We start from the raw sequence: 23732 nt of genomic DNA on the forward strand, positions 1-23732 counted from the left end.
AGCACGTCAGCGCCGCCGATTCCGATGAACGCCAGGGCAAACACGGCAGCACCACCGCACGTCGCGGCAATTGTCCTGACCTTTTGAATGGCCATGGCAGGTAATTCCATTTTTTCGCGCCGAATGTATATGGCTGTGACGCGGCATCGCCGTCGGGAGGCCTTTGATCAGGTGCAAGGGTATTGCCCATTGAGCAGACAATTCGACGGCGGCGAATACGAACCGGTCAGCACGCCTCGCATACCGCCTGTGGCAGAACCACCGGGTGCAATGACGCGATTCCAATTCGCGGGGGTGAGAACATAGTGGGTGCCAGATTGGGTAACGGTGCTATTCCACGTGTGGATTACGGATTCTCCCGCCGGCAAGTCGAATTCGAGCTTCCAATCGGTTAGCGGCGCGATGCTCGAGTTGATGATGGTGAAGCGGGCGATGAAACCGGTCTGCCATGTGTGTTCCACCGACAACGTCGCCGTGGCGGCAGCCGCATGAGCCACGGGGGTGGCAACAAGTCCGAGGGCGGCGACTACCAACGCCGATACGGCCACGTGAAGCGCTGCGAGCCGGCGCTTCACGTAATTGTTCAGTCCGGACATAGCAGCCAACATTAAAGTCAAGCAGGGAATATCGGCCTTCGCATCGCGGGTAAGCTGCAGTACCTTTGCTCAACCGAAACCGTCATGAAATCTTGGCCTCGATACACCTGGCAGGCGGTATCCGAGCAGCCGCTGCGCGACGCTCTCGGCGACGCCGCCACCGGCCCCGCTAACCTGACCGGGTGAATCGCTCGACCCTTAATGGCAATGCCGCCTCCATTCGTGAAGTGTGTGACGCCGGCCTGCTCGCCGGTGCGGTGACGGTGGTCTGGCAGCGCGGAGAACTGCTACAGGTCAACGAAATTGGCTACCGTGACGTGGATGCGGGTCTGCCGATGCAGCGCGACACGCTGTTTCGCATCGCCTCGATGACCAAGCCGGTGACGGTCGCGGCGGTGATGAGTCTGGTCGACGAGGGAAAGCTGACGCTCAAAGACCCGGTCACCCGGTGGGCACCGGAGCTGGCCGACGCGCGGGTGCTCGACGATCCGCACGGCCCGCTGGACCGCACCCGCCCGATCAACCGCACGATCCTGATCGAGGATCTGCTCACCCACACCAGCGGGCTGGCCTACGGCTTCTCGGTGTCGGGGCCGATCTCCAAGGCCTACCTGCGGCTGCCGTTCAATCAGGGTCCGGACGCCTGGCTGGCCGAGCTGGCCAAGCTGCCGCTGGTCCATCAACCCGGTGACCGCGTCACCTACAGCCACTCCATCGACCTGCTGGGCGTCATCGCCTCCCGCATCGCGGACAAGCCGTTCCACGAGGTGCTCGACGAACGGATCCTGGGCCCGGCGGGTATGACCGACACCGGGTTCTTCGTCTCCCCCGAGGCACGGCGCCGCGCGGCCACCATGTACTCACTCGACGAACAGAGCCGACTGCACCACGGGGTGATGGGCCCGCCGCACATCACCCCGCCCTCGTTCTGCAATGCCGGCGGCGGATTGTGGTCGAGCGCCGACGATTACCTGCGGTTCGTGCGGATGCTGCTGGGCGGCGGAGCGGTCGACGGCGTGCGGGTGCTGTCGGAAGAGTCCGTCCGGCTGATGCGGACCGACCGGCTGACCGCGGAACAGAAGCGGCACAACTTCCTGGGCGCACCATATTGGGTCGGCCGCGGCTTCGGGCTGAACCTGTCGCTGGTGACCGATCCGGCCAAGAGCACACCGCTTTTCGGGCCGGGCGGTCTCGGCACGTTCAGCTGGCCCGGCGCTTACGGAACGTGGTGGCAGGCCGACCCCACCGCGGATCTGATCCTGCTCTACCTGATTCAGAATCTTCCGGACCTGACCGTCGATGCCGCCACGGCCGTCGCCGGTAACACGTCGCTGGCGAAACTCCGCACGGCGCAACCGAGATTCGTCCGCAACACCTATCGCGCCCTCGACCTTTAAAGTCACATCCCGATGCCCGAATACCCGCCCGACCGCATCAGCGGTCCGAGGCTGCTGCTACGCCTGCCCACGCTCGACGACGCCGGGCCGCTGTTCCAGCGGGTGGCCCGCGATCCGCAGGTCACCAAATATCTGTTGTGGGCGCCGCACCCGGACGTGGCCGCGACGCGGCGCGTGATCACCGAGAAACTCAACGCCAGTCCGGACGAGAAGACCTGGGTCATCGAGTCACGGCACCGCGGCGAGGTGATCGGGCTGGCCAGTTGCCGCCGCACCGCACCGCACTCGGTCGAGGTCGGCTACTGTTTGGGCCGACGCTGGTGGGGCAAGGGATTGATGTCCGAGGTGCTCAGCATGCTGCTCACCGCGCTCGACGCCGATCGCGAGGTCTATCGCGTGTGGGCCACCTGCAGCGTGGACAACGAGCGCTCGGCGCGACTGCTCGAGCACGCCGGCTTCTTCTTGGAGGGACGGCTGGCCCGGCACGCGGTCTATCCCACCATGGGGCCCGAGCCGCAGGACAGCCTGCTCTACGCCAAGATCCTGCGCTGACTAGGAGTTGTGCCCCAAGCCGTCCGTCTCGAGCGCCCGGCGGGCATAGGCCCGCACGTCGGCGTCGCCGTCCTTGAGCGCGAGCCTCAACGCGTCTGTAGCGGCGGGCTCACCGGCCCACCGGGTCAAGGACAGTACCGCCGCCTTGCGGACGTCCAGATGGGCGTCGCCCAGCGCCTCGGACAGATGCGGAACCGCGAAGTCGGCAGGCGCGCCGGCCAGGGCGCGCGCCGCGCCTTCCCGCACCTGCCAGGCCGGCGCCCGCAGCGCCTGTTTGATGGCGGCGTAATCGTCTTGGCCGCAACCGAGATGGCCCAACGCGGCCAGCGCGGCCGCGCGAACCAGCGGATCGGTGTCGGCGATCAGCCGGCGCACGGCCGAGCTGGCCGGGGCTGTCGTCGCTCCCAGCGTCGCCAGCCCGGCGGCCGCCGCGATGCGCACCTCACGGTTCTCGTCGCCGGCGGCGGCCACGACACCGGCCACGTCGTCGACGGACACCAGCGCCCGCACCGCTTCGATGCGAACCCGGTGATCGACGTCGTCCAAGGCGTGACGGTACTGCTCGGCGTCACCGGCGCGGCGCGCGGCCAGCACGTACAGCGAGGCCGCGCGCACCACCCGATCGACTGAATCGAGGTGATCCCGAACGCTTTCCGGCTCCGGCAGCACCTCGACCAGCTCGCGGATGCCGTCGGCGCTGGTGTGGCGGACCGCGGCGTCGCCGTCGTTCAGCCCGGCGACCAGCGCCGGCGCATAGCCGTCCGGAATGTGCTCGGTCAGCGTCGACACCGCGGTGCGGCGCACCCCGGGATCCGGGTCGGCAAGATAGGGCCCTAGGTCGGCCATCGTGGGCTCCGCGAGCGCCAGCACCTCGGCGATGCGCGGTGACGGCGGCTCGACTGTCGTTGTGGCCGAATCGATTCGGGACACCGCGGTGGCGGGCGCTTGGCCGCCGACCAGCGGTGGCTGCTCCACCGGGTACACCGTCTGGTCAGTGGGCGGCAGGCCGTCGAGCTCCGGGACGGACACGAAATACGGTGCCACCGGCCGCTTGAGGAACACCATTCCTTTTTCGGCGTCGCCTTGGGTCGCTTTGCGCAGATTGAGGTGATAGCCCCACTGGTTGTCGTCGCGGCCGGGCAAATCGGCGCGATCGTGATAGAGGCCCCACCGGGATTCGGTGCGGGTGTGCGACGAGCGGGCGGCCATCTCGGCACAGTCGCGGATGAACGACACCTCCACCGCGCGCATCAGCTCGTGCGGATTACGGGCGCCCATCTGTCCGATCTCGGCGCTCATGCGCTCGAAGCTGCGGATGGCCAGGGACAGCTTCGCCCCGGTCTTGGGGGGCGCGACGTAGTCGTTGACGAATCGGCGCAGCTTGTACTCGACCTGAGGTTGTGGCGGGCCGTCCGGATGCCGCAGCGGCCGGTAGATCAGCTCATGTGCCGCACGCACCTGTTCGTCCGGAAGCTGCTGTGGTGCAGCGACATCGGCTAGGGTCGAGGCGGCGTGCGTGCCGGCCAGATCGCCGAACACGAACGCCCCGATCATGTAGTTGTGCGGAACGCAGGCCATGTCGCCGGCGGCGTAGAGGCCGGGAACCGTGGTGCGGGCGTGCTCGTCGACCCACACCCCCGATGCGGAATGCCCGCTACACAGGCCGATCTCGGAGATGTGCATCTCGATGTCATGGGTTCGGTAGTCATGGCCGCGGTTGGCGTGGAAGGTGCCCCGGGTCGGCCGCTCCGTAGTGTGCAAGATGTTCTCCAGGGCGGTCAGCGTCTCGTCGGGCAGGTGCGACACCTTGAGATAGATGGGGCCGCGGGCGGAGTCGATCTCGGTTTTGACCTCGGCCATCATCTGCCCCGACCAGTAGTCGGAATCGACGAACCGCTCGCCGTGCGCGTTGACCTGATACCCACCAAAGGGATTGGCCACGTACGCGCACGCGGGGCCGTTGTAGTCCTTGATCAACGGGTTGACCTGGAAGCACTCGATGCCGGACAGTTCCGCGCCCGCGTGGTAAGCCATCGAGTAGCCGTCGCCGGCGTTGGTGGGGTTTTCGTAGGTGCCGTACAGGTAGCCCGACGCGGGCAGGCCGAGCCGCCCGCAGGCGCCGGTCGCCAGGATAACCGCCTTGGCGCCGACCGTGACGAATTCACCGGTGCGCGTGTGCAGGGCCGCCGCGCCGACCGCGCGCCCGCCGTCCACCAGCACCCGCACCGGCATCAGCCGGTTCTCGATCTGAATCTTTTCGCGCATCGATCGTTGCCGCAGCACGCGATACAGCGCCTTCTTGACATCCTTGCCTTCGGGCATGGGCAGCACGTAGGAGCCCGAGCGGTGCACCCGGCGCACCGCGTATTCGCCGTGCTCGTTCTTCTCGAACTTCACGCCGTAGCGTTCCAGCCGCTGCACCATCGCAAAGCCGCGGGTCGCGGTCTGATACACGGTGCGCTGATTGACGATTCCGTCGTTGGCGCGGGTGATCTCGGCGACGTAGTCCTCGGGTTCGGCCTTGCCGGGGATCACCGCGTTATTCACCCCGTCCATGCCCATCGCCAGCGCACCGGAATGTCGCACGTGGGCCTTTTCCAGCAACAGCACCTGCGCACCGTTCTCGGCGGCCGACAGCGCCGCCATGGTGCCCGCGGTGCCGCCGCCGATGACCAGGACGTCACAGTCGAGCCGGATCGGGGTCGCCGGGTCGGGAATCTGCATCATGCCGCCTCCGCTCGGTGGTTCAGTGCCGCAACGACTTCGGCGCGCAGCGCGGCGCGCTGCCGATCGACGCGTGGCTCCGGCACGTCGATCAGGGCGCGCAACGGTTGACCGGCCCTGCCCAGTACGGCGATGCGATCGCCGAGCAGCAGCGCCTCATCGACATCATGCGTGACGAATACGATCGTCGTCGGATGGGCGCGCCAGGTGTCGATCAGCAGCCGCTGCATGGCCGTTCGGGTCTGGGTATCCAGCGCGCCGAACGGTTCGTCCATCATCACCGCGCGCGGCGCCCCGGCCAGGCCGCGGGCCAGCTGAACGCGCTGCCGCATGCCACCGGACAGGCTCTTCGGCAGATAGTCGCCGAACCCGGTGAGACCGAGTTCGGCGATCCAGCGGTCCGCCTCGGCGCGCCGGCCGGACCGGGGGGCACCCCGCAACCGAAGGGCCAGCTCGATGTTGGAGCGCACTGTCCGCCATGGCAACAATGCGTTGTCCTGAAACACCATCCCCCTGTCGCCCGAGGTGGTCTTCACCTCGGCGCCGTCAGCGACGATCCGGCCTTGGTCGGGCTGCAGCAGTCCCGCCAGTGCCCGCAGCACCGTCGACTTGCCGCAGCCCGAGGGGCCGGTGAGCACCAGGATCTCCCCGGGACGCACGGTCAGGGTCAGGCGATCGATCACCGGTTCTCCGGTGTAGGACAAGCGGACTCGGTCCAATTCCAGACTCACCGGGGCCTGCTTCACAGTCATTGCCGGCCTTCCTCCTCCGCACGCGGCAGCCAGCCGGTCACCCGGCGGCCCACGACCTCGACGGCGGCCGCCGTCGCGAAACCCAGCACGCCGATGGTGATGATGCCCACGAACACCTGCGGGTAGGCCAGCACGGTGTAGTCCTGCCAGGTGCGATAGCCGATCCCGAGTCGGCCCGAGATCATCTCCGCGGAGATCACGCAGATCCACGCCACGCCCATACCGACCGAAAGGCCGCCGAACACACCCGGCAGGATGCCCGGCAACACCACCTGCTTCAGCACATCGGACCGCCCGCCGCCGAGGGTGCGCACCGAGTCCTCCCACAGCGTCGGCAGCGCCCGCACCGCGTGCCGGGTGCTGACCAGAATCGGGAAATATGCCGCCAGGAAGGTGATGAACACGATGCCGGCCTCGTCGGTCGGGAACAGCAGGATCGCCACTGGCACCATCGCGATGGCGGGAACGGGCCTGAGCAACTCCGTCAGCGGGCCGAAGATGTTGGTGAACAAGCGCGAACGGCCCAGCAGCACGCCCGTCGCGACGCCGACCACCGCGGCCAATCCGAAGCCGGTGAGAATACGGATCAGCGACTGCGCCAAATCAAGCCAGTAGTCTGAGGTTTCGAGCCGACGGCCCAGCGCGTGCACGATCTCGGTGACGGTGGGCAGCGTGTCGAAGCGCAGCAGCAGCCGGGCCTTGTCGGCGGTGAGCACCTGCCACAACCCGATCGCGGCGGCAACCGATGCTAGCCGCAGCAGCCGCCATCGCCAAGGCGAGCCGGTACGCCGCGGATGGACCGCCGCGGGGACCGTGTCGGCGACCTGTGGGGCTACCGGGGCCGCCGGGTCGCCCGTGAGATAAGCGGTCATACCGAACCTCCAAGAGCCTGTTCGTAATTCACGATGGCACCGCCGGGGTGCGCGGCGAGATAGCGATGCGCGCCCGCGGGCGTTCCGAACGGCAGGTAGTTCTGGCCGTCCTGGACCCAGACCGCCTTGTCGGCGAACCATCGGGTGCCCAGCTCCGCGTCGGGTACGTAGGCGGCACGGACTTTGGCGCCACGGGCGGTCGCGTCCCGCGCCGCCCGGAGCAGACTGGTCGGGTTGGCGACCGTTTGGGTGGAATCCGAACCGTCCAGCCACAGTTCGCTTGCCAGGGCGGGATCACCGTGGAGCGCGGACGGGTTGGCGGTGACGGACCGGGCGGCGTCGTAGTTCAGGCCGCGAGCGCCGTACACGGTGCGCAACGGCTCGTCCTGGACGAATCCGGATACATCGAGGTCGGCGAAGTCGCCGATCGACTTCAGGTATGGGACATCGTTTTTCAACGCCTCGACCAGTGACGGCTTGAGGGTGGTATCGAACGACGTACCACCGGGACCGTTGTAGAGGTAGACCACTTCCTGCGGCAGACCGCTCCCCTGGGCGACGATGCGGGCGGCCTCCAGCGGCTTGTGGTTGAGGAAATCGGTCGCGTCGAGTTGCGCCTGCAGGAAGGCGCCCAGCACCTCCGGGTGCGCCGAGGCATACGCGCGTCGCACCACCACCCCGTGCAGGGTGGGCAGGTTCAACTCGGCGCCGTCGTACAGCAGTTTGGCTTTGTCCTGGAATACCAGCAGCCCCGGCCAGGCGACAAACTGCGAAAGCCCCTGCACCTGACCTGATTCCAGGGCAGAGGCGCCCACCTGGGGTTGCTGGTTGAGCACTTCCACGCCGTTGATTCCGGCCCTGTCCAGCGCCCGCACCAAGGTACCGTGACCGGCCGACCCCACACTGGCCGAGACCTTGGCGCCGGCCAGGTCACCCAGCGTGGTCGCCGACGAACCGGACGTCACCACCACCATGTTGAGGGCGCCCTTGGGGTTGTAGCCGGTGATGGACACGATCTCGGTTTTCGCCAGCGGGTTGGCCTGCGTCTTGGAGCCATTGATCAGCATGGGGTAGTCGCCCATCGAGCCGATGTCGATCTTCTCGGCGAGCATCTGCGCGGTGATCGGGGCGCCGGTGTCGTAATCCTGCCACCGCACCGCGTATTTGGTGCCGGTCCGGGTGGTGATGTCGGCGAGCCGGTGCTCCAGGTAGCCCTGGGCGCGAAGCAGGGTACCCGCAGTGACGGTGTTGATGGTCTTGGACTGATAGCCCACCACTACGTTGACCACACCCGATGACTGCGACAGAGATTCCAGTGAGCAGGCCGAGGTGAGCGCGGCGATCGCGAACACCACCGGCGCCAGCCGGATGGCGGGTCGTTTCATGAATGTCCTGGAGTTGCTTGCTTTTCAGCGGAGGAGGTAGGGCATGTTGACGGTGACGGCGCCGGTGGGACAGCGGGCCGCGCAGGGGCCGCAATACCAGCACTCGTCGACGTGCATGAAAGCCTTGCCGGTGTCGGGGTTGATGGCCAGCGCATCGAGCGGGCAGACCTCCACGCACAGCGTGCAACCGTCGATACACAGCGACTCGTCGATCGTGACCGGCACGTCGACGCGGTTGTTGTTGATCAGCGTCATCTGTTGCTCCTCATCGGCTCGGCTCTAACGAGATTGCCCCGCATGGTGATTCGATCGCCCCGCATCCGGATGTATTCGAGGTCGACGGGGGTGCCGGAGGCCAGGCTGGTGAGCCGCTCCAGCATCAGCAGCGCCGCGCCGTCGGGCACCTGCAGCGTGGCCGCCGAGTGCGCGTCGGCCGGAATGGCCTCGAGCGCCAGCGCCGCCGAGCCCAGCCGTTGCCCGCTCACCTTTTCGATGAGCGCGAACAGGTCGTTGGTCTCCAGCGGATGGTTGAGCACCTCGCGGCCGATGTCCGGGGCCAGGTAGGTGAGGTCCAGGCTGAGCGGCAGATCACCCAGGTAACGCAACCGCTCGACGAACACCGCCTGCTCGCCCGGTTGCAGCCGCAACCGGCGGGCCACCGACGGCGGCGCGGTGACACACATCGCGGCGCGCACCTCGTTGCGGACCTCTCCGAGATCCTTGAACGTCTCCTTCAGACCCAGCAGCGCGTCGAGCCCGTGGTCGTACTTGCGCTGCGCGACGTGTGTGCCGACCTTGGGTCCGCGGTCGATCAGTCCCTCATGTTTAAGGACGGCCAGTGCCTCCCGAATGGTGTTGCGCGATACCGAGAATTCGGCGGCCAGCGCCAGTTCGGCGGGCAGGCCGTCGGGGTAGGCCTCGGCGTGGATCTGCTGGCGCAACACGTCGGCGACCCGGCGGGCCCGATCGGCCCTGGGTCCCCCGATGGGTACTGGTTGCGCCACGGGAGTCACGCTAACCCAGCTCAGAGGCGGTTTTCGGGTCGATCAGGACGGTCGGCGACGACGCCCGAGCGTATTGCGCCGGGCCGCCGTCGGACCCGACCAGCTAAAACCCCCACCCGCAACGCCATTGCGCCACCTGCGAGAACCCGTCGGCTTTGTGATCCCGGTGAGCAGAACCTGCCACGCCGTGCCCCCCGCGATTCCGGGTGCGGACTCCCGACGGCGCAAGATGGCTTGCATGACGGACGTTTCGAAACACGCATTGACCAAGGTGCCGGCGGTCACGCTGGGCTTCTGGGTCATCAAGGTTTTGGCGACGACATTGGGCGAAACGGGCGGCGACACCGTCACCATGACCCTGAATTGGGGTTATGCCGCCGGGGTCGCGATCTTCGGCGTCGCGCTGGTGGTGCTGGTCGCGGCTCAGATCCTCGCCAAGCGATTCCACGCGGTCCTCTACTGGTTGACGATCGTGGCCTCGACGACCTTCGGCACCGTGCTGGCCGATTTCGCGGACCGGTCGCTGGGCATCGGCTACACCGGCGGATCGCTGCTGCTGCTGGCGTGTCTAGTGGTGACCCTGGTCGTGTGGCGATGGTCGCAGGGCACCGTATCGGTCAGCACCGTCTCGACACCCAAGGTGGAGGCCTTCTATTGGGCAACCATCACGTTCTCGCAGACGCTGGGCACCGCGCTCGGCGACTGGCTGGCCGACACGCGGGATTTCGGCTACGAACGCGGCGCGCTGGTTTTTGCGGCAGGCCTGGCAGTGGTCGCGGCCCTGTACTTCTGGACCTCAATCTCCCGCGTCACCCTGTTCTGGGTGGCGTTCATCCTCACCCGACCGCTGGGGGCGACCCTGGGTGACTTCATCGACAAGCCGGTCGCCGACGGCGGCCTGGCGTGGAGTCGCCCGCTCGCCTCGGCGGTGCTGGCGGCCCTGATCGCGGTGCTGCTCGTCGTGATACCGCAACGTCCCGGTCGCCACCCCGGCCAGACCAAAGACGATGCGACGGAAGCCGGGCCGCCCCTTGACATCGAGCAACCAGACCAGGACCCGAACTGACCGGACGATTTTCGGGCCGCGCTCACCGAGAGGTTAATTCACCAACCGCGTTTCACCCGCGGCAACGGCGGGGCGGGCAATCCCGCTTTCAACGGTGTCACAGTGAAGTGGAGGTACCGTAGTGACGTCGGTGATGGGTAGACGACGAGGAGCGGGGATGCCATCCGGCGCGCAGCAGCGTCAGGCACTCATGATGCTTCCCCAATGGGCTTGCGAGAGCGTCGCATCGAAGAATGCCCGACGATGTGGTTCAACCGTGACTTCTTCCAAGCACCGTGGCCTGACTGGACGGTCGACGTCGACCTCGACAGCCTGACAACGTTCTTCAGCCATACCAATCCGGGTGAGACCATCGTCAGCCACCCGGTGCGCATCAAGCTGGAAAGTGCCGGCGCCGTCTGGGGGGCGACCAACCGGTTCTGCGATGGGCGGCCCGTGCGCCGAGGTATTGATCGAGGCCCGCTGGCCCGACTGAGGGTGCGTCTCGCGCCCGACGTAGCGTTGACCCATGCGAGTCCTGCTCGTTGAGGATGAACCGCGGCTGTGTGCCACCGTGGCACGGGGGCTCAAGGCGGAGGGGTTCGTGGTCGTGGCCGTCGGCAACGGTGTCGACGGCCTGCGGGAAGCCACCGAAAACGCTTTTGACGTAGTCGTTCTCGACATCATGCTGCCCGGCCTGAGCGGTTACGAGGTGCTGCGCCGGATGCGGTCGCACAGCGTGTGGACGCCGGTACTCATGCTCACCGCCAAGGACGGTGAGTACGACCAAACCGACGCCTTTGATCTGGGAGCCGATGACTATCTGACCAAGCCCTTCTCATTCCGCGTGCTGGTGGCGCGGCTGCGGGCCCTGATTCGTCGCGGCGCGCCGGCACGGCCGGTGGTGATGAAAGCAGGGACACTCGCCCTGGATCCCGCCCGGCACGCGGTCAAACGGGGATCCACCCCGATCGCGCTGACGCCGCGCGAATACGGGGTGCTCGAGTTCCTGATGCGCAACAAGGATGTGGTGGTGACCAAGGCCGAGATATTGCAGAACGTCTGGGACGCGCATCATCACGGCCCCGACAACGTGGTCGAGGTGTACGTCGGTTATCTACGTCGAAAGATCGATGTTCCGTTCGGTACCAACACCATCGAGACCATCCGGGGCGTCGGTTACCGATTGCTGTGCTGACACACCGGCAACGTCACGATCACCTTGGTTCCGCCGCAGGGCGGGTCGTCGATGCTGACCGTGCCGCCGTGTGCGGCGACGATCTCGGCGACGATCGCCAGGCCCAGGCCGGCCCCTCCCCCGCTGCGCGCCCGGTCGGAATCCAAGCGCACGAAACGTTCGAATACCCGGTTCCGGTCGGCCGGGGCGATCCCGGGGCCGTCATCGCTGACGACAAGGACCGCAACTTCGTCCCGGCCGCCGACCTCGATGGCGACACACGAAACCGCATGGCGGACAGCATTTTCGACCAGGTTGCGGATCATCCGCGACATGGCCACCGGGTCACCGTCCAGCCGCGCCGGGCGGATATCGGTGTGGATCACGACTTGCGCTTCACGGCGGGCACGGTCGGCCTCGGGCCGCGCGAGGTCGTCGAGGGCCACCCGCTCTTTGCGCCGGAGCAGCGTCTGCTCGTCGGCGCGGGCCAGCAGCAGCAGGTCCTCGACCAGGGTGTGCATGCGCCGCGCCTCGGGCAGCAAGGTGTTGACCGCCAGGTCGGCGTCGAGCAGATCGGGATGCGCTTCGGCCACTTCCAGCCCGGAGATGATGGTGGCCAACGGGCTACGCAATTCGTGTGACGCATCGCCGACAAAGCGTTGCTGCGCGCGGTGACCCGCCTCCAGGCGCGAGAGCATCTCGTTCATTGTGAGGGCCAGGGCCGCGATCTCGTCGTGCCCGTCGGGCACGGGTACCCGCTCGGCCAGATCGGACGTCGAGATGTCGGCCACCCTGGTCCGGATGGCGTCCACCGACTGCAGCGACCGTCGCACCAGCCAGTAGGTTGCCCCCGCCACCACCCCGACGATCACCGGCGCGCTGCAGGCCAACAGGATCGCCAGAGTGCGCGCGGTCGCCTCGACGGCCTCGCTGCCGCCCCCCACCAGCACCGTGTACACACCGGATCGGGTCGCGACTTTTTGACCACTGACACGCATGTCCTCACCGGCCACCACGTCGTCGGGCAGGCCGCGGCGCAGGTTGAAGTCGAACTCGCTCGCGGCGACCAGCGGTGTTCTCGGTGCGGAGCCGGATCGCTTGACCACGTTGCCATCCGGACCGATCAGCTGGGTTGCGACCACCCGCTGATCGGTGATCAGCAACGCGTTGTCGAGGTCGTCGAGCGATTCGGACTGCAGCGCCTTGGTGATGTCACGGACCCTTTCGGCGGCGGCGTAGTCGACGCCCGCGATCAGTTTGCGGTACAAGACCGCGTCCAAACCCGCGCCGGCCACACTGAGCGCGCACAGCACAACGACCGCCGACACTGCGGCGGAGCGGGCCGAAATGCCCAGAGGCGCGAGGTGCCACGACCGCACTCGCCCGCGTCGACGAGATGGCCAGACGCCGGGTATCCGCACGCCTCCGATTCTGCAGGCCCGTCGGCCTGGGGGAAAACATCGAGCTCAGCGCGTTTCTCAGCGGCCTCTCAGCGGCCGCGTCCTAGGCTTGCGGCGTCATGCTTGGTACTGCAGGCCCCGCGCACCGTATCGATCGTGCGACCACCCGAATGCTGGCCGCAGCGGCGGTGGTGTTCGGCTGCGTCGGCCTGGGAGTGGCGCAGGCGGGCGCCGACCCGAGCCCGTTCAACACCCTCAGTTCGAGCTGCAACCAGACGGCTCCTGTCGATCGGGATGCACTCCTTTCGGGGATCCGGCGCGGTATCGCCGACTGGTCGCCGGGCGCACCCCACGCCTCCGCGAGCGCCACGTGCGGCGCGAACCCGGCTTCGACGACCGGTTGATCGCTCAGCTGTCGGCGACCGACGGCACGGCCGGAGTGTCGTTGGCACCGTTGTTGCGTGCCCCGTTGGTCCCGGACGCGTCCGCGGGCAGCTCGAAAGCCGCGGTCACCGAACCCACCGCCGCCATCGCGGCATTGCGTTGCGCCTCCATTCGGGCCAGCGCCGTCTCCGTGAAGACCGACAGCCCGAGATCGTGGTTGTAGCCGTGGATTTCTTTGACGTCGAGCTGGGCCAGGAAATAAACGATTTCCTTGGAGACCACCTGGCCCGGCACCAGTACCGGGAATCCCGGAGGGTAGGGCACCACGAACGTGGTCGACACCAGGGTCTTACCTTCGGCCAGCCGCCGGCCGGCGGTGCCGATCAGCACATGCTCTCGATCGGATTCTTCGTATCCCGCGTAGAAGGCCGAGCGCATGTCGCCGAACTTGCATTCGTCGACGGGCTTGAAGGCGACGTCGAACTCACTGAAGTCGGGCAGATGCGGCAGATCCTCGGTGATCTCCTCAACATGACGCTCCTGCAACGCCCGATCGGCGACGCTGGCCGCCTTCTCGATGCGGTCGAAATCGATTGCCACCCTGCGCAACACGTCGAGCAGGTAGTGCACGCTCGACCATGTGACACCAATCGTGAAGATCAGCAGCACGCTGTTGATCGACGTCTTGTTGATCTGGATGCCGAACCGCTCCATCAGGATCTTCTCGCGGAAGTCGTAGCCGTTCATTCCGGTCGCCCCGACGAACAGCGTGACCCGAGTCGGATCCAGCACAAACTGGTCGGATCGCCACGCCTGGTTCCACTCGGCCAAAGCGCCCTGCCTGATCGAAGCGGTCGAGCTGACCGCCGACTCCCGGAATTCCTCAGGCACCAGGTCCGATTCGTCGAGAATGCGGAACCACTTGCTGATCAGCCGGTCCTTACGCACCCGATGCCGGAAGACCAGCGCCATGTCGTAGACCTGCCGGACCAGTTGGAAGCCTTCGATGTCGACCTGGCGCCGGGCCAGGTCCAGCGACGCCAGCAACTGCTGGTTCGGTGATGTCGAGGTGTGGGTCAAAAACGCCTCGCCGAAGGAATCGCGGGCGAGCGCGTTGAAATCCTGGTCGCGCACGTGGATCATCGACGCCTGCCGCAGCGCCGACAGCGATTTGTGCGTGGAGTGCGTGGCATAGACGCGCACCCGCGCGGTGGCCGGGTCGGGCATCAGCTTGCGCTCGATCCATTCCGACCGATCAACCCCGGCCATGGCTGCGGCCCATTCCCGGTATTGCTCAACGTATTCCGGCGATGCCAGCATCTGCTCGAGGCGCTCGGCAGACACCATCGCGGTCCGTTGCCGGGCCCACGGCACGGCCGTGGCGAACGCGTACCATGCCTCGTCCCACAAGAAGCAGATGTCGGGCTTGATCGCCAACACCTCCTGCATGACCTGCAGCGGGTTGTAGACGACACCGTCGAAGGTGCAGTTGGTCAGCAGCAGCATGCGGACCCGGTGCAACTGTCCGGCCGCCTCCAGATCCAGCAGCGTCTGCTTGATCGTGCGCAGGGACACCGCGCCATAGATCGCGAACTGCGGCAGTGGATACGCGTCCAAATACAGCGGGTAGGCACCGGCGAGCACCAGCCCGTAGTGGTGCGACTTGTGGCAGTTGCGGTCGATCAGCACGATGTCGCCCGGCCGGGTCAGCGACTGCACCACGATCTTGTTGGCGGTCGACGTCCCGTTGGTGACGAAGTAGGTGTGATCGGCGTTCCACGTCTTCGCGGCCTTGTCCATCGCCTTTTTGATGTTGCCGTGCGGGTCCAGCAGCGAGTCGAGTCCACCGGAGGTGGTGGAGGTTTCGGCCATGAAGATGTTGCGGCCGTAGAACTCCCCCATGTCCTGCAGCGACCTGGAGTTGAAGATGCTGGCGCCGCGCGCTACGGGCAGGGCGTGGAATTGACCGACCGGCGCGGCGGCGTACGCCCGCAATGCGTCGAAAAACGGTGTCGCATAACGGTTTCGCAGTCCGGCGAGCACCGTGCTATGCAGGTCGGTGACATCGTTGAGTCGATAGAACGTCCGGTCGTAGACGTCGGGCTCGGCGTCATCGCCGGCGGCGATCGACTCGTCGGTCAGCAGATACAGGTCGATGTGCGGCCGCAGCTCCCTGATCCACTCGCCGCACTCCACCCAATCGTTGGCGCGGTCCGGGATGACGTCTCCCGCATCCTCATTGGGCCCGAGCAGCGTGTTCATCAAGGGCAACCGGTCGCGGGACCGAAGCGGCAGGTCGTCGCGGATGATCGCGGCCTGAATCTCCCCGTTCAGCGCGACCGCGGTGATGGCGTCCTCGACGCTGGGAACCACCAAGATTTCGAACTGCACGTCGTCGGACGGACAGCGCAGCGCGCGCAGGCACTCGGCCAGGCTGTCCGGGGCGGTACTCGGCGCGTCGTCGGCGAGCAGCACCGTGTAGAAGTGCTGCTGCTTGGCCTGGGCGACCAGCTCTTGGTCGTCCAGCGGCGCCGACGTATCGAAAAGCCCTGCGCGGTCGCCGTATTCACTCAGTAACCGCACGGCCAGGGAAACCTCTTCGGTGAGCCGCACGGTGGACAGGCTCTCCAGGTGGGCGCGGAAGTTCGCCAGATTCCCCGCACCGGGGTACAGCCAGTAGCGTTCGTAGGCGGCGATGCGGTCCATCAGGCGTTTCACCCGGGCCACGTCGTGGGCCTTGTCCAGCCCGGCGAGGTCCACCTCGGCGAGGTGACGGCAGGCGTCGTCGAGCAGGTTCCAGGTGTCGACCCGGGCGTATGACGGGTTGGCCACGGCCGCCAGCGCAGACACCCGAAGTCTTCGCGGCTGGGTGGTGTATCGAATCATGACCTCACCTGTTCTTCTCGGATCGCCGCCGCGGACGTGCCGTTCGTATTGTGAACCCGCTACGCCACGCCCGTGGTCATTTCACCCCAGCTTGATCAGCGTTCCGCGTCGTCGTCACTGTCCACGTCGCCGTCGATAACCCGCCCGCGACCGCGGGCGCCGTCCGCCCGCCGCAGCATGGGCAGCTCCCAGCGCCGGACCGGTAACTCGGTGACATCGCTGAGCGACCTCACCACGCCCTGCGTCAGCGCCATGATCGCGGCCATCACCGGCAGCAGCGGCTGCAGCGGCTTGGCCGCGGAGCGCACCGTGCTGATGCGCCGGGCGACAACCACCCGTTCGACGCAGTGATACAGCCAGGCGCCCACGCCGAGCGCATAGATCGAGAGCACCGAGGCGACGACGGTCAGCCGGTACGCGGCGCAGAGCACCGCACCCACCACCACCGTCGCGGCTAGGACGGCCGCCACGAGCAGGCGCAGTTCCAAGCGGGTCATGACTGCGGTCCGTGGTCCTCCGGTGTGTCGGCGGCATCGGAACCCACCGCACCGCGAACCGCCTGGGCGGCGGCCCTGATCTGCGGCGTCACCAGCATGACGTGACCGAGGACCCCGTTGACGAAGCCCGGCGATTCGTCGGTGGACAGCTCCTTGGCCAGCTGCACGGCCTCGTCGACCGCGACCGGCTCCGGCACGTCGTCGGCATACAGCAGCTCCCAGACCGCCACGCGCAGGATGGCGCGGTCCACGGCGGGCAGCCGGTCCAGCGTCCAGCCCTGCAGATGCGAGCTGATCAGGTCGTCGATGTGCGCGGCGTGCTCGCCGACGCCCCGGGCCGCCGCGGCCGTATAGGGCTGCAGGGGCGCGATTTCGGGGTTGGTTTCGGCAAGCCCGGCGCGGACGTCGACAATCTCCGCCGGGCTCAGCCCACGGGCCTCGGCTTCGAACAACAGGTCGACGGCACGTTTGCGGGCCTGATGGCGTCCCCTGACGGGTCTGCTCACGCGTTGACGCGCCCCAGGTAGCTGCCGTCGCGCGTGTCGACCTTCAGCTTGTCTCCCGTGTTGATGAACAGCGGCACCTGGATCTCGGCCCCGGTTTCGACGGTGGCGGGCTTGGTGCCGGCACTGGACCGGTCGCCCTGCAAGCCCGGCTCCGTGTGCGTGACTTCCATCTCGACCGACACGGGCAGCTCGATGTACAACGGAGCCCCATCGTGGAACGCCACCTGCACCGGCAGCCCCTCCAACAGGAACCGGGCGGCGTCGCCGACCAACGACTCGGGCAGCGGGTGCTGCTCGTAGTCCTGGCTGTCCATGAAGACGAAGTCCGAGCCGTCGCGGTACAGGTAGGTGGTGTCGCGCCGGTCGACGGTGGCGGTCTCCACCTTCACGCCGGCGTTGTACGTCTTGTCGACGACCTTCCCGGAGAGCACATTCTTCAGCTTGGTCCGCACGAAAGCGGGACCCTTGCCCGGTTTGACGTGCTGGAATTCGACGATCTGCCACAGCTGGCCGTCGATCACCAGTACCAGTCCGTTCTTGAAATCGGCAGTGCTTGCCACGGTTCGGTATATCTCCTCGGACGTTGGACAGTTTCCTGCGGAACTGTCTGTGACTTGTCGGTCAGTTTAGAGCGCTCCGCGGCCGCGCACCCCTGGCCGGGGTCGGGCGGTGAGGCGCGAAACCCCGTTAGCGGTGGACGTGTTCGGAGCCGAGCGCGGCTTGCCCGTCCGGCGACGGCAGCGGCGTGAACGCACCCGACTGTACTCGCGCGGCTGGCCCCGGGCGAAGCCGCGCGCACGTGGCCGACTCCCTCGGGGCTACGACAAGACGGTCAGCTCCTTGGGAAACTTGGTCAGCAATTCCGGGGGCGCGCCGCGAGCCTCCTCCGGCACCACCAGCGTGTCCTCGATGCGCACCCCGCCGCGGCCGGGCAGGTACACGCCGGGTTCGACGGTCACCACGGATTCGGCCAGCAACGTGCCGGTGGACGTGGCGCCGATGCCCGGCGCCTCGTGGATTTCCAAGCCCACACCGTGACCCAGACTGTGGCTGAAGTGCTCGCCATAGCCGGCATCGGCGATCACCCGGCGCGCCGCGGCGTCCACCTCGCGCAGGTCGGCGCCGGCGTGCAGCGCCTCCCGGCCCGCCCGCTGCGAGTCGGCGACCAGCTGATAGATATCCAGCTGCCAGTCGGCGGCCTTGCCGAGCACGAAGGTGCGGGTCATGTCGGAGTGATAGCCGCCGACCAGCGCCCCGAAGTCGATCTTGACGAAGTCGCCGCTGGCCAGCACCGCGTCGGTGGGGCGGTGGTGCGGGATCGCCGAGTTCGGCCCCGCGGCCACGATGGTCTCGAACGAGATCGCGTCGGCGCCGTGGTCCAGCATCAGGCCCTCGAGCTCGCGGCTGACCTCGCGCTCGGTCCGGCCGGGCCGCAGGCCGCCACGCGCCACCAGATCGCTCAGTGCCGCGTCGGCCGCCTCGCAGGCGAGCCGCAGCAGGGCGACCTCGCCGGCGTCTTTGACCTCGCGCAGCGCCTCGACGGTCCCGGCCGCCTTGACCAGTTCGGTGGCCGAGTTCCGTTCGGCCAGCTCGCGGGTCAGGGCGTCGAATCCGTCGACGGTCACCACGTTGCTTTCGAAGCCCAGCTTGTGCGCGCCCGCCTCGGCGGCCTGAGCGGCCAGGTAGCGTCCGAGCGCCCGTTCGATGGCGACTTCGAGGTCCGGCGCCTGCTCGGCGGCCTGGGTCCGGTACCGCCCATCGGTGGCCAGCACCGGGTCTCGATCGTCGGCGAACACCAGCAACGCGCCGTTGGACCCGGTGAAACCGGAAAGGTAACGGACGTTCACCAGGTCCGTGACCAGCAGCGCATCCAATCCGCTGGCCTCGAGTCGTGCCCTGAGCCTGTCTCGACGCTGTGAATGTGTCACGGGTCTTGACGGTACTCGCTACGCTTTTGGGCCATGAGTAACTGGATGCTGCGCGGATTGGTCTACGCCGCGGCGATGGTCGTAGTCCGATTGTTCCAGGGTGCGCTGATCAACGCTTGGCAGACCCAGGCGACGTTGTTCAGCGTGGCGCTGCTGCTCTTGTTCATCATCGGCGTGATCATCTGGGGAATTCGCGACGGCCGGGCCGACGCCATCGCCAACCCCGATCCGGACCGCCGCGGCGACCTGGCGATGACCTGGCTGCTGGCCGGTCTGGTGGCCGGTGTGCTCAGTGGAGCCGTCTCCTGGCTGATCGCGACCTTTTACAGCGGCCTGTACACCGGGGGGCTGCTCAACGAGGTGACGACGTTCGCGGCCTTCACCGCCCTGTGTGTCTTCGTGCCCGGCATCCTCGGCGTGACCATCGGGCGCTGGCGGGTGGATCGCAATCCCCCGCCGCGCCGGCCCGGCACTGACGAGGAGCGGGCCGACACCGACGTGTTCTCCGCGGTGCGCGCCGACGACGCGCCCACCGGCGAGATTCCCACGCAGTCGTCCGCTGCCCACACCGAGGCGCGGACCGGGTCGGTCGCCACAGCCGAGCGCGAGGCGCCCACCGACAAGGTGTCCACCACCGAATCACCGACCGAAACGATCGCCAAGCCCGGGGACGACCCGAAGACCGAGGTGATCCGCACCGGCGACGAGGACACCAGGCGCGGCAAGGAACCCGGCAAGGGCTAGCTGTTGGCGCCGGGATCTCCGGCCAGATAACGCAGGGCGAGCAGGTAGCCCTGCACTCCCAGCCCGACGATCACGCCGGTCGCGACGGGGCTGAGGTAGGAGTGTCGCCGAAACTCTTCGCGTGCATGGACATTGGAGATGTGCACTTCGATCAGGGGCGCACGCAACTCCGCGCACGCGTCACGCAACGCCACCGAGGTGTGAGTGAGGCCGCCGGCATTGAGGATCACCGGTTCGCCCGCGTCGGCCGCCGAATGGATCCAGTCGAGCAGGTCTGATTCATTATCGCTTTGCCGCACAACGGCTTTGAGGCCGAGCGTGTCGGCCTCCCGTTCGATCAGCGCGGCCAGTTCATCGTGCGTCGTGTCGCCGTACACGTCCGGCTCGCGCCGGCCCAGCCGGCCCAGGTTGGGGCCGTTGATGACGTTCACGACGGTGGTCATCGGCACCGCTCCCCCTCATCGCTTCGCTGTGCATCATCGCCGGCGCAGGTCATGACGCCTCCGCGAGTCCGGCATAGGCCGCCGCCAGCAGCGACGGGTCGGGGCCGGCCATCCGGCCCGGCTTGCCCAGGCCGTCGAGGACCACGAAGCGCAGCACGCCGGCGCGCGACTTCTTGTCTCCCGCCATGTATTCCAGCAACTGCGGCAGCGCGTCGGCGTCGTAGCTGACCGGCAGGCCGAGCGCGGACAGGATGGTGCGGTGCCGCTGCGCGGTGGCGTCGTCGAGGCGCCCGGCCAGCCGGGCCAGCTCGGCGGCGAAGACCAATCCCACCGACACCGCGGCTCCGTGCCGCCACTGGTAGCGCTCGCGACGCTCGATCGCGTGCCCCAATGTGTGCCCGTAGTTGAGGATTTCGCGCAGCTCCGACTCTTTCTCGTCGGCGGCGACAACCTCTGCCTTGACGGCGATCGAGCGCCGGATCAGCTCCGCCAGCACGTCACCCGCCGGGTCGGCCGCGGCCTGCGGATCGGCCTCGATGAGGTCGAGAATCACCGGATCGGCGATGAATCCCGCCTTGACGATTTCGGCCATCCCCGCGACAAGTTCGTTGGCCGGCAACGTCTGCAGTGTCGACAGGTCGACCAGAACGGCGTGTGGCTGATGGAACGACCCGACCAGGTTCTTGCCCGCGTCGGTGTTGATCCCGGTCTTGCCCCCGATGGCAGCGTCGACCATGCCGAGCAACGTGGTGGGCACGTGCACGATGTCGACACCGCGCAGCCAGGTGGCCGCCGCAAACCCCGCGACGTCGGTGGCCGCCCCGCCGCCGAGGCTGACCAATGCGTCTTTGCGGCCAATCCCGATGCGGCCCAAGACTTCCCACAAGAAACCGACCACAGGAAGGTTTTTGCCCTCCTCGGCGTCCGGGATTTCGATGCGGTGCGCGTCAACGCCCTTGTCCGCCAACCGGCTTCGAATCACCTCGGCGGTCTCCGCCAGCACCGGTTGATGCACGATGGCCACCCTGTGCCGGTCGCAGAGGAGTTCGTCGAGCTCGCCGAGCAAGCCGGTACCGACGATCACCGGGTACGGCGGGTCTACGGCCACCTCGATCGTGACCGGATCACCGGTCATGTGGCGGCCCCGGCCGGAGCCTGCTGCAGCCGCGAGACGATGTAGCGGACCACCGCGCCCGGGTTGCGCCGGTTGGTGTCGACGCGGATGGTCGCCGCCCGCCGGTACAGCGGGCTGCGTTCGGCCAGCAGCGCACGGTACTTGTCGGCGCGATCGGGTCCGGCCAGCAGCGGGCGCACGGTGTTGCCGCCGGTGCGCCGCACGCCTTCGGTCGCGCTGATCTCCAGGTAGATGACGGTATGGCCGGCGAGCGCCTCGCGCACCCCCGGCGTGGTGACCGCGCCGCCCCCCAACGACACCACGCCGTCGTGGTCGGCCAGCGCGGCGCGCACCACGCCTTCCTCGATGCGGCGGAATTCCGCCTCGCCGTCGGCGGCGAAGATGTCGGCGATGCGGCGCCCCGTCTGCTGCTCGATGGCCACGTCGGTGTCCAGGAAATCGACACCGAGCGCCTTGGCCAGCCGCCGGCCGATGGTCGACTTGCCGCACCCCGGCAGGCCCACCAGGACCGCCTTGGGCGCCATTACGCCGTACCCCGGGCGGCCGGTGACTCCCGCTCGGCGACCGCCTGTCGATAGCCCTCGACGTTGCGGCGGGTTTCGGCCAGCGAATCGCCGCCGAACTTCTGCAGCGCCGCCCGGGCCAGCACGAGCGCCACCATGGCCTCCACCACCACGCCCGCGGCCGGCACCGCGCACACGTCCGAGCGCTGGTGGATCGCGACGGCCTCGTCGCCGGTCGCCATGTCGACGGTGGCCAGCGCCCGCGGCACCGTGGAGATGGGCTTCATCGCGGCGCGCACCCGCAGCGGCTGGCCGTTCGTCATGCCGCCTTCCAGGCCGCCCGCGCGATTGGTCGAGCGCACCACGCCGTCGGGGCCTGGATACATCTCGTCGTGGGCGCGGCTGCCGCGGCGGCGTGCGGTCTCGAAACCGTCGCCGATCTCGACGCCCTTGATCGCCTGGATGCCCATAACGGCGGCGGCGAGCTGGCTGTCCAGCCGGTTGTCGCCACTGGTGAACGAGCCCAGCCCGACGGGCAGACCCAGGACCACCACCTCGACCACACCGCCGAGCGTGTCGCCGTCCTTCTTGGCGGCCTCGATCTCGGCGATCATCGCCTCCTCGGCCGCCTTGTCGAAGGCGCGCACGGGGCTGGCGTCGATCGCAGGCAGGTCGTCCGGGCCCGGCGGCGGGCCCACGTAGGGCGCCGACGGACCGATCGCGATCACGTGCGAGAGCACCTCGACGCCGAGCGCCTGGCGCAGGAACGAGCGGGCGATCGTGGCCGCCGCCACGCGGGCCGCGGTTTCGCGGGCGCTCGCCCGCTCCAGCACCGGCCGGGCGTCATCGAAGCCGTACTTGAGCATGCCCGCGTAGTCGGCGTGGCCGGGCCGCGGCCTGGTGAGCGGCGCATTGCGGGCGCTGTCCGCCAGCTCCCCCGGGTCGACCGGGTCGGCGGCCATCACCGTCTCCCACTTCGGCCATTCGGTATTGCCGATCTCGACCGCGATGGGCCCGCCCAAGGTGACGCCGTGACGCACCCCGGACAGCACGCTCACCGCGTCGCGCTCGAACGCCATCCGCGCGCCGCGACCGTATCCGAGACGGCGCCGGGCCAGCTGTTCGGCGATGTCGAGGGAGGTGATCTCCACACCGGCGACCATGCCTTCGAGCACGGCCACCAGCGCGCGGCCGTGCGACTCCCCAGCAGTGATCCAACGCAACACGGGTCCCATCTTCCCATGTCGAGTTCCGAATGCCGATTCGCGCAGTCCGCGGCGATAGCGGTCCGCCGAGGCACGGGTCAGAAGGCGATGTCGACCTGGCGCTGCGCGGCGACCCTACGGGGTCGGAGGGCGTCAGAGCAGCGCCAGCCCGACGCCCGCCGCGCTGGCCAGACACATCGATGGCCCGTGCGGCACGGTGGCCGCGTCATGGGCGCGGTCGAGAAGCCGGGCGACCGCGCCGACCACCGCGGTCAGCAGCGGCGCGCCCAACGCCGCCAGAAACCATGCGCCGGCCCCGAAGCAACCGGTCAGCGCGCCCAGACCGAGAGCCAGCTTGACGTCGCCGGCCCCCATTCCGTCCGGCGCCGCGCAATGCACCACCAGATAGATCGCCGTCAAGGCCACGGTTCCGGCCAGCGCGGGCGACCCGCGCCCGGCCATCGTCGCGACGGCCAGGACCGCCGCGGCCCCGGTCAGCGTCAGCGGGTTCGGCAAGCGTCGTTCGCGGATGTCATACCAACTCAACGCCGCCAGCCAGGCCAGCACCAGACAGGCCGTCGCAATCCGCATGCGCGG

At 67.9% G+C, this 23732-nt stretch carries 24 protein-coding genes and 1 pseudogene; 7 read left to right on the forward strand and 18 right to left on the reverse strand.

Features of this window, described 5'->3' with window-relative positions; translation table 11 throughout:
* Positions 1 to 167: 167 nt before the first annotated feature.
* Positions 168 to 596, reverse strand: coding sequence for a cellulose-binding domain-containing protein (locus tag A5686_RS06630; RefSeq protein WP_067932325.1), 429 nt, complete (start codon positions 594 to 596; stop codon positions 168 to 170).
* Between the two features lie 182 nt (positions 597 to 778).
* Here A5686_RS06630 and A5686_RS06635 point away from each other — a divergent pair, with 182 nt between their 5' ends.
* Both A5686_RS06635 and A5686_RS06640 read left to right on the forward strand, forming a co-directional pair.
* A complete protein-coding gene (locus tag A5686_RS06635) occupies positions 779 to 1993 on the forward strand; it encodes a serine hydrolase (protein WP_067932328.1) in 1215 nt (404 codons plus the stop codon).
* A gap of 12 nt (positions 1994 to 2005) precedes the next feature.
* A complete protein-coding gene (locus A5686_RS06640; protein WP_067932330.1) occupies positions 2006 to 2545 on the forward strand; it encodes a GNAT family N-acetyltransferase in 540 nt (179 codons plus the stop codon).
* On the opposite strand, the gene A5686_RS06645 is transcribed toward A5686_RS06640, so the two are convergent.
* Genes A5686_RS06645 through A5686_RS06670 form a run of 6 tightly spaced genes read right to left on the reverse strand, consistent with a single transcriptional unit; the run spans position 2546 to position 9291 of the window.
* Positions 2546 to 5272 carry a fumarate reductase/succinate dehydrogenase flavoprotein subunit gene (locus A5686_RS06645; protein ID WP_197520497.1) on the reverse strand — a complete coding sequence of 909 codons (2727 nt, stop codon included), beginning with the start codon at positions 5270 to 5272 and terminating at the stop codon, positions 2546 to 2548.
* Positions 5269 to 6021 (reverse strand): ABC transporter ATP-binding protein, encoded by a 753-nt coding sequence (locus A5686_RS06650; RefSeq protein WP_067932332.1) that lies wholly within the window; start codon positions 6019 to 6021, stop codon positions 5269 to 5271. The genes A5686_RS06645 and A5686_RS06650 overlap by 4 nt, the downstream gene beginning before the upstream one ends.
* On the reverse strand, positions 6018 to 6893 hold the full coding sequence (locus A5686_RS06655; protein ID WP_067932334.1) for an ABC transporter permease: 876 nt from the start codon (positions 6891 to 6893) through the stop codon (positions 6018 to 6020). The genes A5686_RS06650 and A5686_RS06655 overlap by 4 nt, the downstream gene beginning before the upstream one ends.
* Positions 6890 to 8278 carry an ABC transporter substrate-binding protein gene (locus A5686_RS06660; RefSeq protein ID WP_067932337.1) on the reverse strand — a complete coding sequence of 463 codons (1389 nt, stop codon included), beginning with the start codon at positions 8276 to 8278 and terminating at the stop codon, positions 6890 to 6892. Before A5686_RS06660 ends, A5686_RS06655 begins: the two co-directional genes overlap by 4 nt.
* 24 nt (positions 8279 to 8302) lie before the next feature.
* Positions 8303 to 8533 (reverse strand): ferredoxin family protein, encoded by a 231-nt coding sequence (locus tag A5686_RS06665; protein WP_067932339.1) that lies wholly within the window; start codon positions 8531 to 8533, stop codon positions 8303 to 8305.
* Positions 8530 to 9291, reverse strand: coding sequence for a GntR family transcriptional regulator (locus tag A5686_RS06670; RefSeq protein WP_067932342.1), 762 nt, complete (start codon positions 9289 to 9291; stop codon positions 8530 to 8532). Before A5686_RS06670 ends, A5686_RS06665 begins: the two co-directional genes overlap by 4 nt.
* Before the next feature lie 229 nt (positions 9292 to 9520).
* Here A5686_RS06670 and A5686_RS06675 point away from each other — a divergent pair, with 229 nt between their 5' ends.
* From A5686_RS06675 to A5686_RS06685, 3 genes and pseudogenes are all read left to right on the forward strand, one after another.
* Entirely contained in the window at positions 9521 to 10348 is an 828-nt protein-coding gene (locus A5686_RS06675) for a hypothetical protein (RefSeq protein ID WP_067932344.1), read from the forward strand.
* A 157-nt stretch (positions 10349 to 10505) separates the two neighbouring features.
* Positions 10506 to 10823 (forward strand): annotated as a pseudogene (locus A5686_RS06680) (hypothetical protein).
* A gap of 33 nt (positions 10824 to 10856) precedes the next feature.
* A complete protein-coding gene (locus A5686_RS06685; protein WP_067932346.1) occupies positions 10857 to 11525 on the forward strand; it encodes a response regulator transcription factor in 669 nt (222 codons plus the stop codon).
* Here the strand turns inward: A5686_RS06685 and A5686_RS06690 are convergent.
* Entirely contained in the window at positions 11507 to 12919 is a 1413-nt protein-coding gene (locus tag A5686_RS06690) for an ATP-binding protein (RefSeq protein ID WP_369829682.1), read from the reverse strand. The two genes, A5686_RS06685 and A5686_RS06690, sit on opposite strands and share 19 nt — an antisense overlap.
* Before the next feature lie 104 nt (positions 12920 to 13023).
* On the opposite strand from A5686_RS06690, the gene A5686_RS06695 reads away from it, so the two are divergent.
* Positions 13024 to 13308 (forward strand): hypothetical protein, encoded by a 285-nt coding sequence (locus tag A5686_RS06695; protein ID WP_067932350.1) that lies wholly within the window; start codon positions 13024 to 13026, stop codon positions 13306 to 13308.
* A 4-nt stretch (positions 13309 to 13312) separates the two neighbouring features.
* Here the strand turns inward: A5686_RS06695 and A5686_RS06700 are convergent, their stop codons facing one another.
* The 5 genes from A5686_RS06700 to A5686_RS06720 form a co-directional block, all read right to left on the reverse strand.
* The gene (locus A5686_RS06700) at positions 13313 to 16174 is read right to left on the reverse strand and encodes an aminotransferase class I/II-fold pyridoxal phosphate-dependent enzyme (protein ID WP_067932352.1); all 2862 of its coding nucleotides are present in this window, start codon (positions 16172 to 16174) and stop codon (positions 13313 to 13315) included.
* Positions 16175 to 16269: 95 nt separating this feature from the next.
* Positions 16270 to 16671, reverse strand: coding sequence for an antitermination protein NusB (locus A5686_RS06705; protein ID WP_067932354.1), 402 nt, complete (start codon positions 16669 to 16671; stop codon positions 16270 to 16272).
* Positions 16668 to 17177, reverse strand: a complete 510-nt coding sequence (nusB, locus tag A5686_RS06710) for a transcription antitermination factor NusB (protein ID WP_067932356.1) — start codon at positions 17175 to 17177, stop codon at positions 16668 to 16670. The genes A5686_RS06705 and nusB overlap by 4 nt, the downstream gene beginning before the upstream one ends.
* The gene (gene efp, locus A5686_RS06715; protein WP_067932358.1) at positions 17174 to 17737 is read right to left on the reverse strand and encodes an elongation factor P; all 564 of its coding nucleotides are present in this window, start codon (positions 17735 to 17737) and stop codon (positions 17174 to 17176) included. Before efp ends, nusB begins: the two co-directional genes overlap by 4 nt.
* Before the next feature lie 258 nt (positions 17738 to 17995).
* A complete protein-coding gene (locus A5686_RS06720) occupies positions 17996 to 19105 on the reverse strand; it encodes a Xaa-Pro peptidase family protein (protein WP_067932360.1) in 1110 nt (369 codons plus the stop codon).
* Positions 19106 to 19138: 33 nt separating this feature from the next.
* Between A5686_RS06720 and A5686_RS06725 the strand changes: the two genes are divergently transcribed.
* Positions 19139 to 19849 carry a B-4DMT family transporter gene (locus A5686_RS06725; protein ID WP_197520498.1) on the forward strand — a complete coding sequence of 237 codons (711 nt, stop codon included), beginning with the start codon at positions 19139 to 19141 and terminating at the stop codon, positions 19847 to 19849.
* On the opposite strand, the gene aroQ is transcribed toward A5686_RS06725, so the two are convergent.
* The 5 genes from aroQ to A5686_RS06750 form a co-directional block, all read right to left on the reverse strand.
* The gene (gene aroQ, locus A5686_RS06730; protein ID WP_067932362.1) at positions 19846 to 20292 is read right to left on the reverse strand and encodes a type II 3-dehydroquinate dehydratase; all 447 of its coding nucleotides are present in this window, start codon (positions 20290 to 20292) and stop codon (positions 19846 to 19848) included. The two genes, A5686_RS06725 and aroQ, sit on opposite strands and share 4 nt — an antisense overlap.
* 49 nt (positions 20293 to 20341) lie before the next feature.
* On the reverse strand, positions 20342 to 21427 hold the full coding sequence (aroB, locus tag A5686_RS06735; protein WP_067932364.1) for a 3-dehydroquinate synthase: 1086 nt from the start codon (positions 21425 to 21427) through the stop codon (positions 20342 to 20344).
* Entirely contained in the window at positions 21424 to 21951 is a 528-nt protein-coding gene (locus A5686_RS06740; RefSeq protein WP_067932366.1) for a shikimate kinase, read from the reverse strand. The genes aroB and A5686_RS06740 overlap by 4 nt, the downstream gene beginning before the upstream one ends.
* The gene (aroC, locus tag A5686_RS06745) at positions 21951 to 23156 is read right to left on the reverse strand and encodes a chorismate synthase (RefSeq protein ID WP_067932386.1); all 1206 of its coding nucleotides are present in this window, start codon (positions 23154 to 23156) and stop codon (positions 21951 to 21953) included. The genes A5686_RS06740 and aroC overlap by 1 nt, the downstream gene beginning before the upstream one ends.
* Positions 23157 to 23288: 132 nt before the next feature.
* Positions 23289 to 23726, reverse strand: a complete 438-nt coding sequence (locus tag A5686_RS06750) for an A24 family peptidase (protein WP_067932368.1) — start codon at positions 23724 to 23726, stop codon at positions 23289 to 23291.
* Positions 23727 to 23732: the final 6 nt, after the last annotated feature.

Source organism: Mycobacterium sp. E2479, from assembly GCF_001667925.1.
Lineage (GTDB): Bacteria > Actinomycetota > Actinomycetes > Mycobacteriales > Mycobacteriaceae > Mycobacterium.

What these genes read in the sequence shown, in the direction of transcription:
- A5686_RS06695 (WP_067932350.1), top strand. Translation starts at nt 13,024, where the DNA reads ATGCTTGGTACTGCAGGCCCCGCGCACCGTATCGATCGTGCGACCACC.
- A5686_RS06700 (WP_067932352.1), bottom strand. Translation starts at nt 16,174, where the DNA reads ATGATTCGATACACCACCCAGCCGCGAAGACTTCGGGTGTCTGCGCTG.
- A5686_RS06630 (WP_067932325.1), bottom strand. Translation starts at nt 596, where the DNA reads ATGTCCGGACTGAACAATTACGTGAAGCGCCGGCTCGCAGCGCTTCAC.
- A5686_RS06665 (WP_067932339.1), bottom strand. Translation starts at nt 8,533, where the DNA reads ATGACGCTGATCAACAACAACCGCGTCGACGTGCCGGTCACGATCGAC.
- A5686_RS06645 (WP_197520497.1), bottom strand. Translation starts at nt 5,272, where the DNA reads ATGATGCAGATTCCCGACCCGGCGACCCCGATCCGGCTCGACTGTGAC.
- A5686_RS06660 (WP_067932337.1), bottom strand. Translation starts at nt 8,278, where the DNA reads ATGAAACGACCCGCCATCCGGCTGGCGCCGGTGGTGTTCGCGATCGCC.
- A5686_RS06655 (WP_067932334.1), bottom strand. Translation starts at nt 6,893, where the DNA reads ATGACCGCTTATCTCACGGGCGACCCGGCGGCCCCGGTAGCCCCACAG.
- A5686_RS06650 (WP_067932332.1), bottom strand. Translation starts at nt 6,021, where the DNA reads ATGACTGTGAAGCAGGCCCCGGTGAGTCTGGAATTGGACCGAGTCCGC.
- A5686_RS06640 (WP_067932330.1), top strand. Translation starts at nt 2,006, where the DNA reads ATGCCCGAATACCCGCCCGACCGCATCAGCGGTCCGAGGCTGCTGCTA.
- A5686_RS06725 (WP_197520498.1), top strand. Translation starts at nt 19,139, where the DNA reads ATGAGTAACTGGATGCTGCGCGGATTGGTCTACGCCGCGGCGATGGTC.
- A5686_RS06740 (WP_067932366.1), bottom strand. Translation starts at nt 21,951, where the DNA reads ATGGCGCCCAAGGCGGTCCTGGTGGGCCTGCCGGGGTGCGGCAAGTCG.
- A5686_RS06675 (WP_067932344.1), top strand. Translation starts at nt 9,521, where the DNA reads ATGACGGACGTTTCGAAACACGCATTGACCAAGGTGCCGGCGGTCACG.
- aroB (WP_067932364.1), bottom strand. Translation starts at nt 21,427, where the DNA reads ATGACCGGTGATCCGGTCACGATCGAGGTGGCCGTAGACCCGCCGTAC.
- aroQ (WP_067932362.1), bottom strand. Translation starts at nt 20,292, where the DNA reads ATGACCACCGTCGTGAACGTCATCAACGGCCCCAACCTGGGCCGGCTG.
- A5686_RS06685 (WP_067932346.1), top strand. Translation starts at nt 10,857, where the DNA reads ATGCGAGTCCTGCTCGTTGAGGATGAACCGCGGCTGTGTGCCACCGTG.
- A5686_RS06750 (WP_067932368.1), bottom strand. Translation starts at nt 23,726, where the DNA reads ATGCGGATTGCGACGGCCTGTCTGGTGCTGGCCTGGCTGGCGGCGTTG.
- A5686_RS06705 (WP_067932354.1), bottom strand. Translation starts at nt 16,671, where the DNA reads ATGACCCGCTTGGAACTGCGCCTGCTCGTGGCGGCCGTCCTAGCCGCG.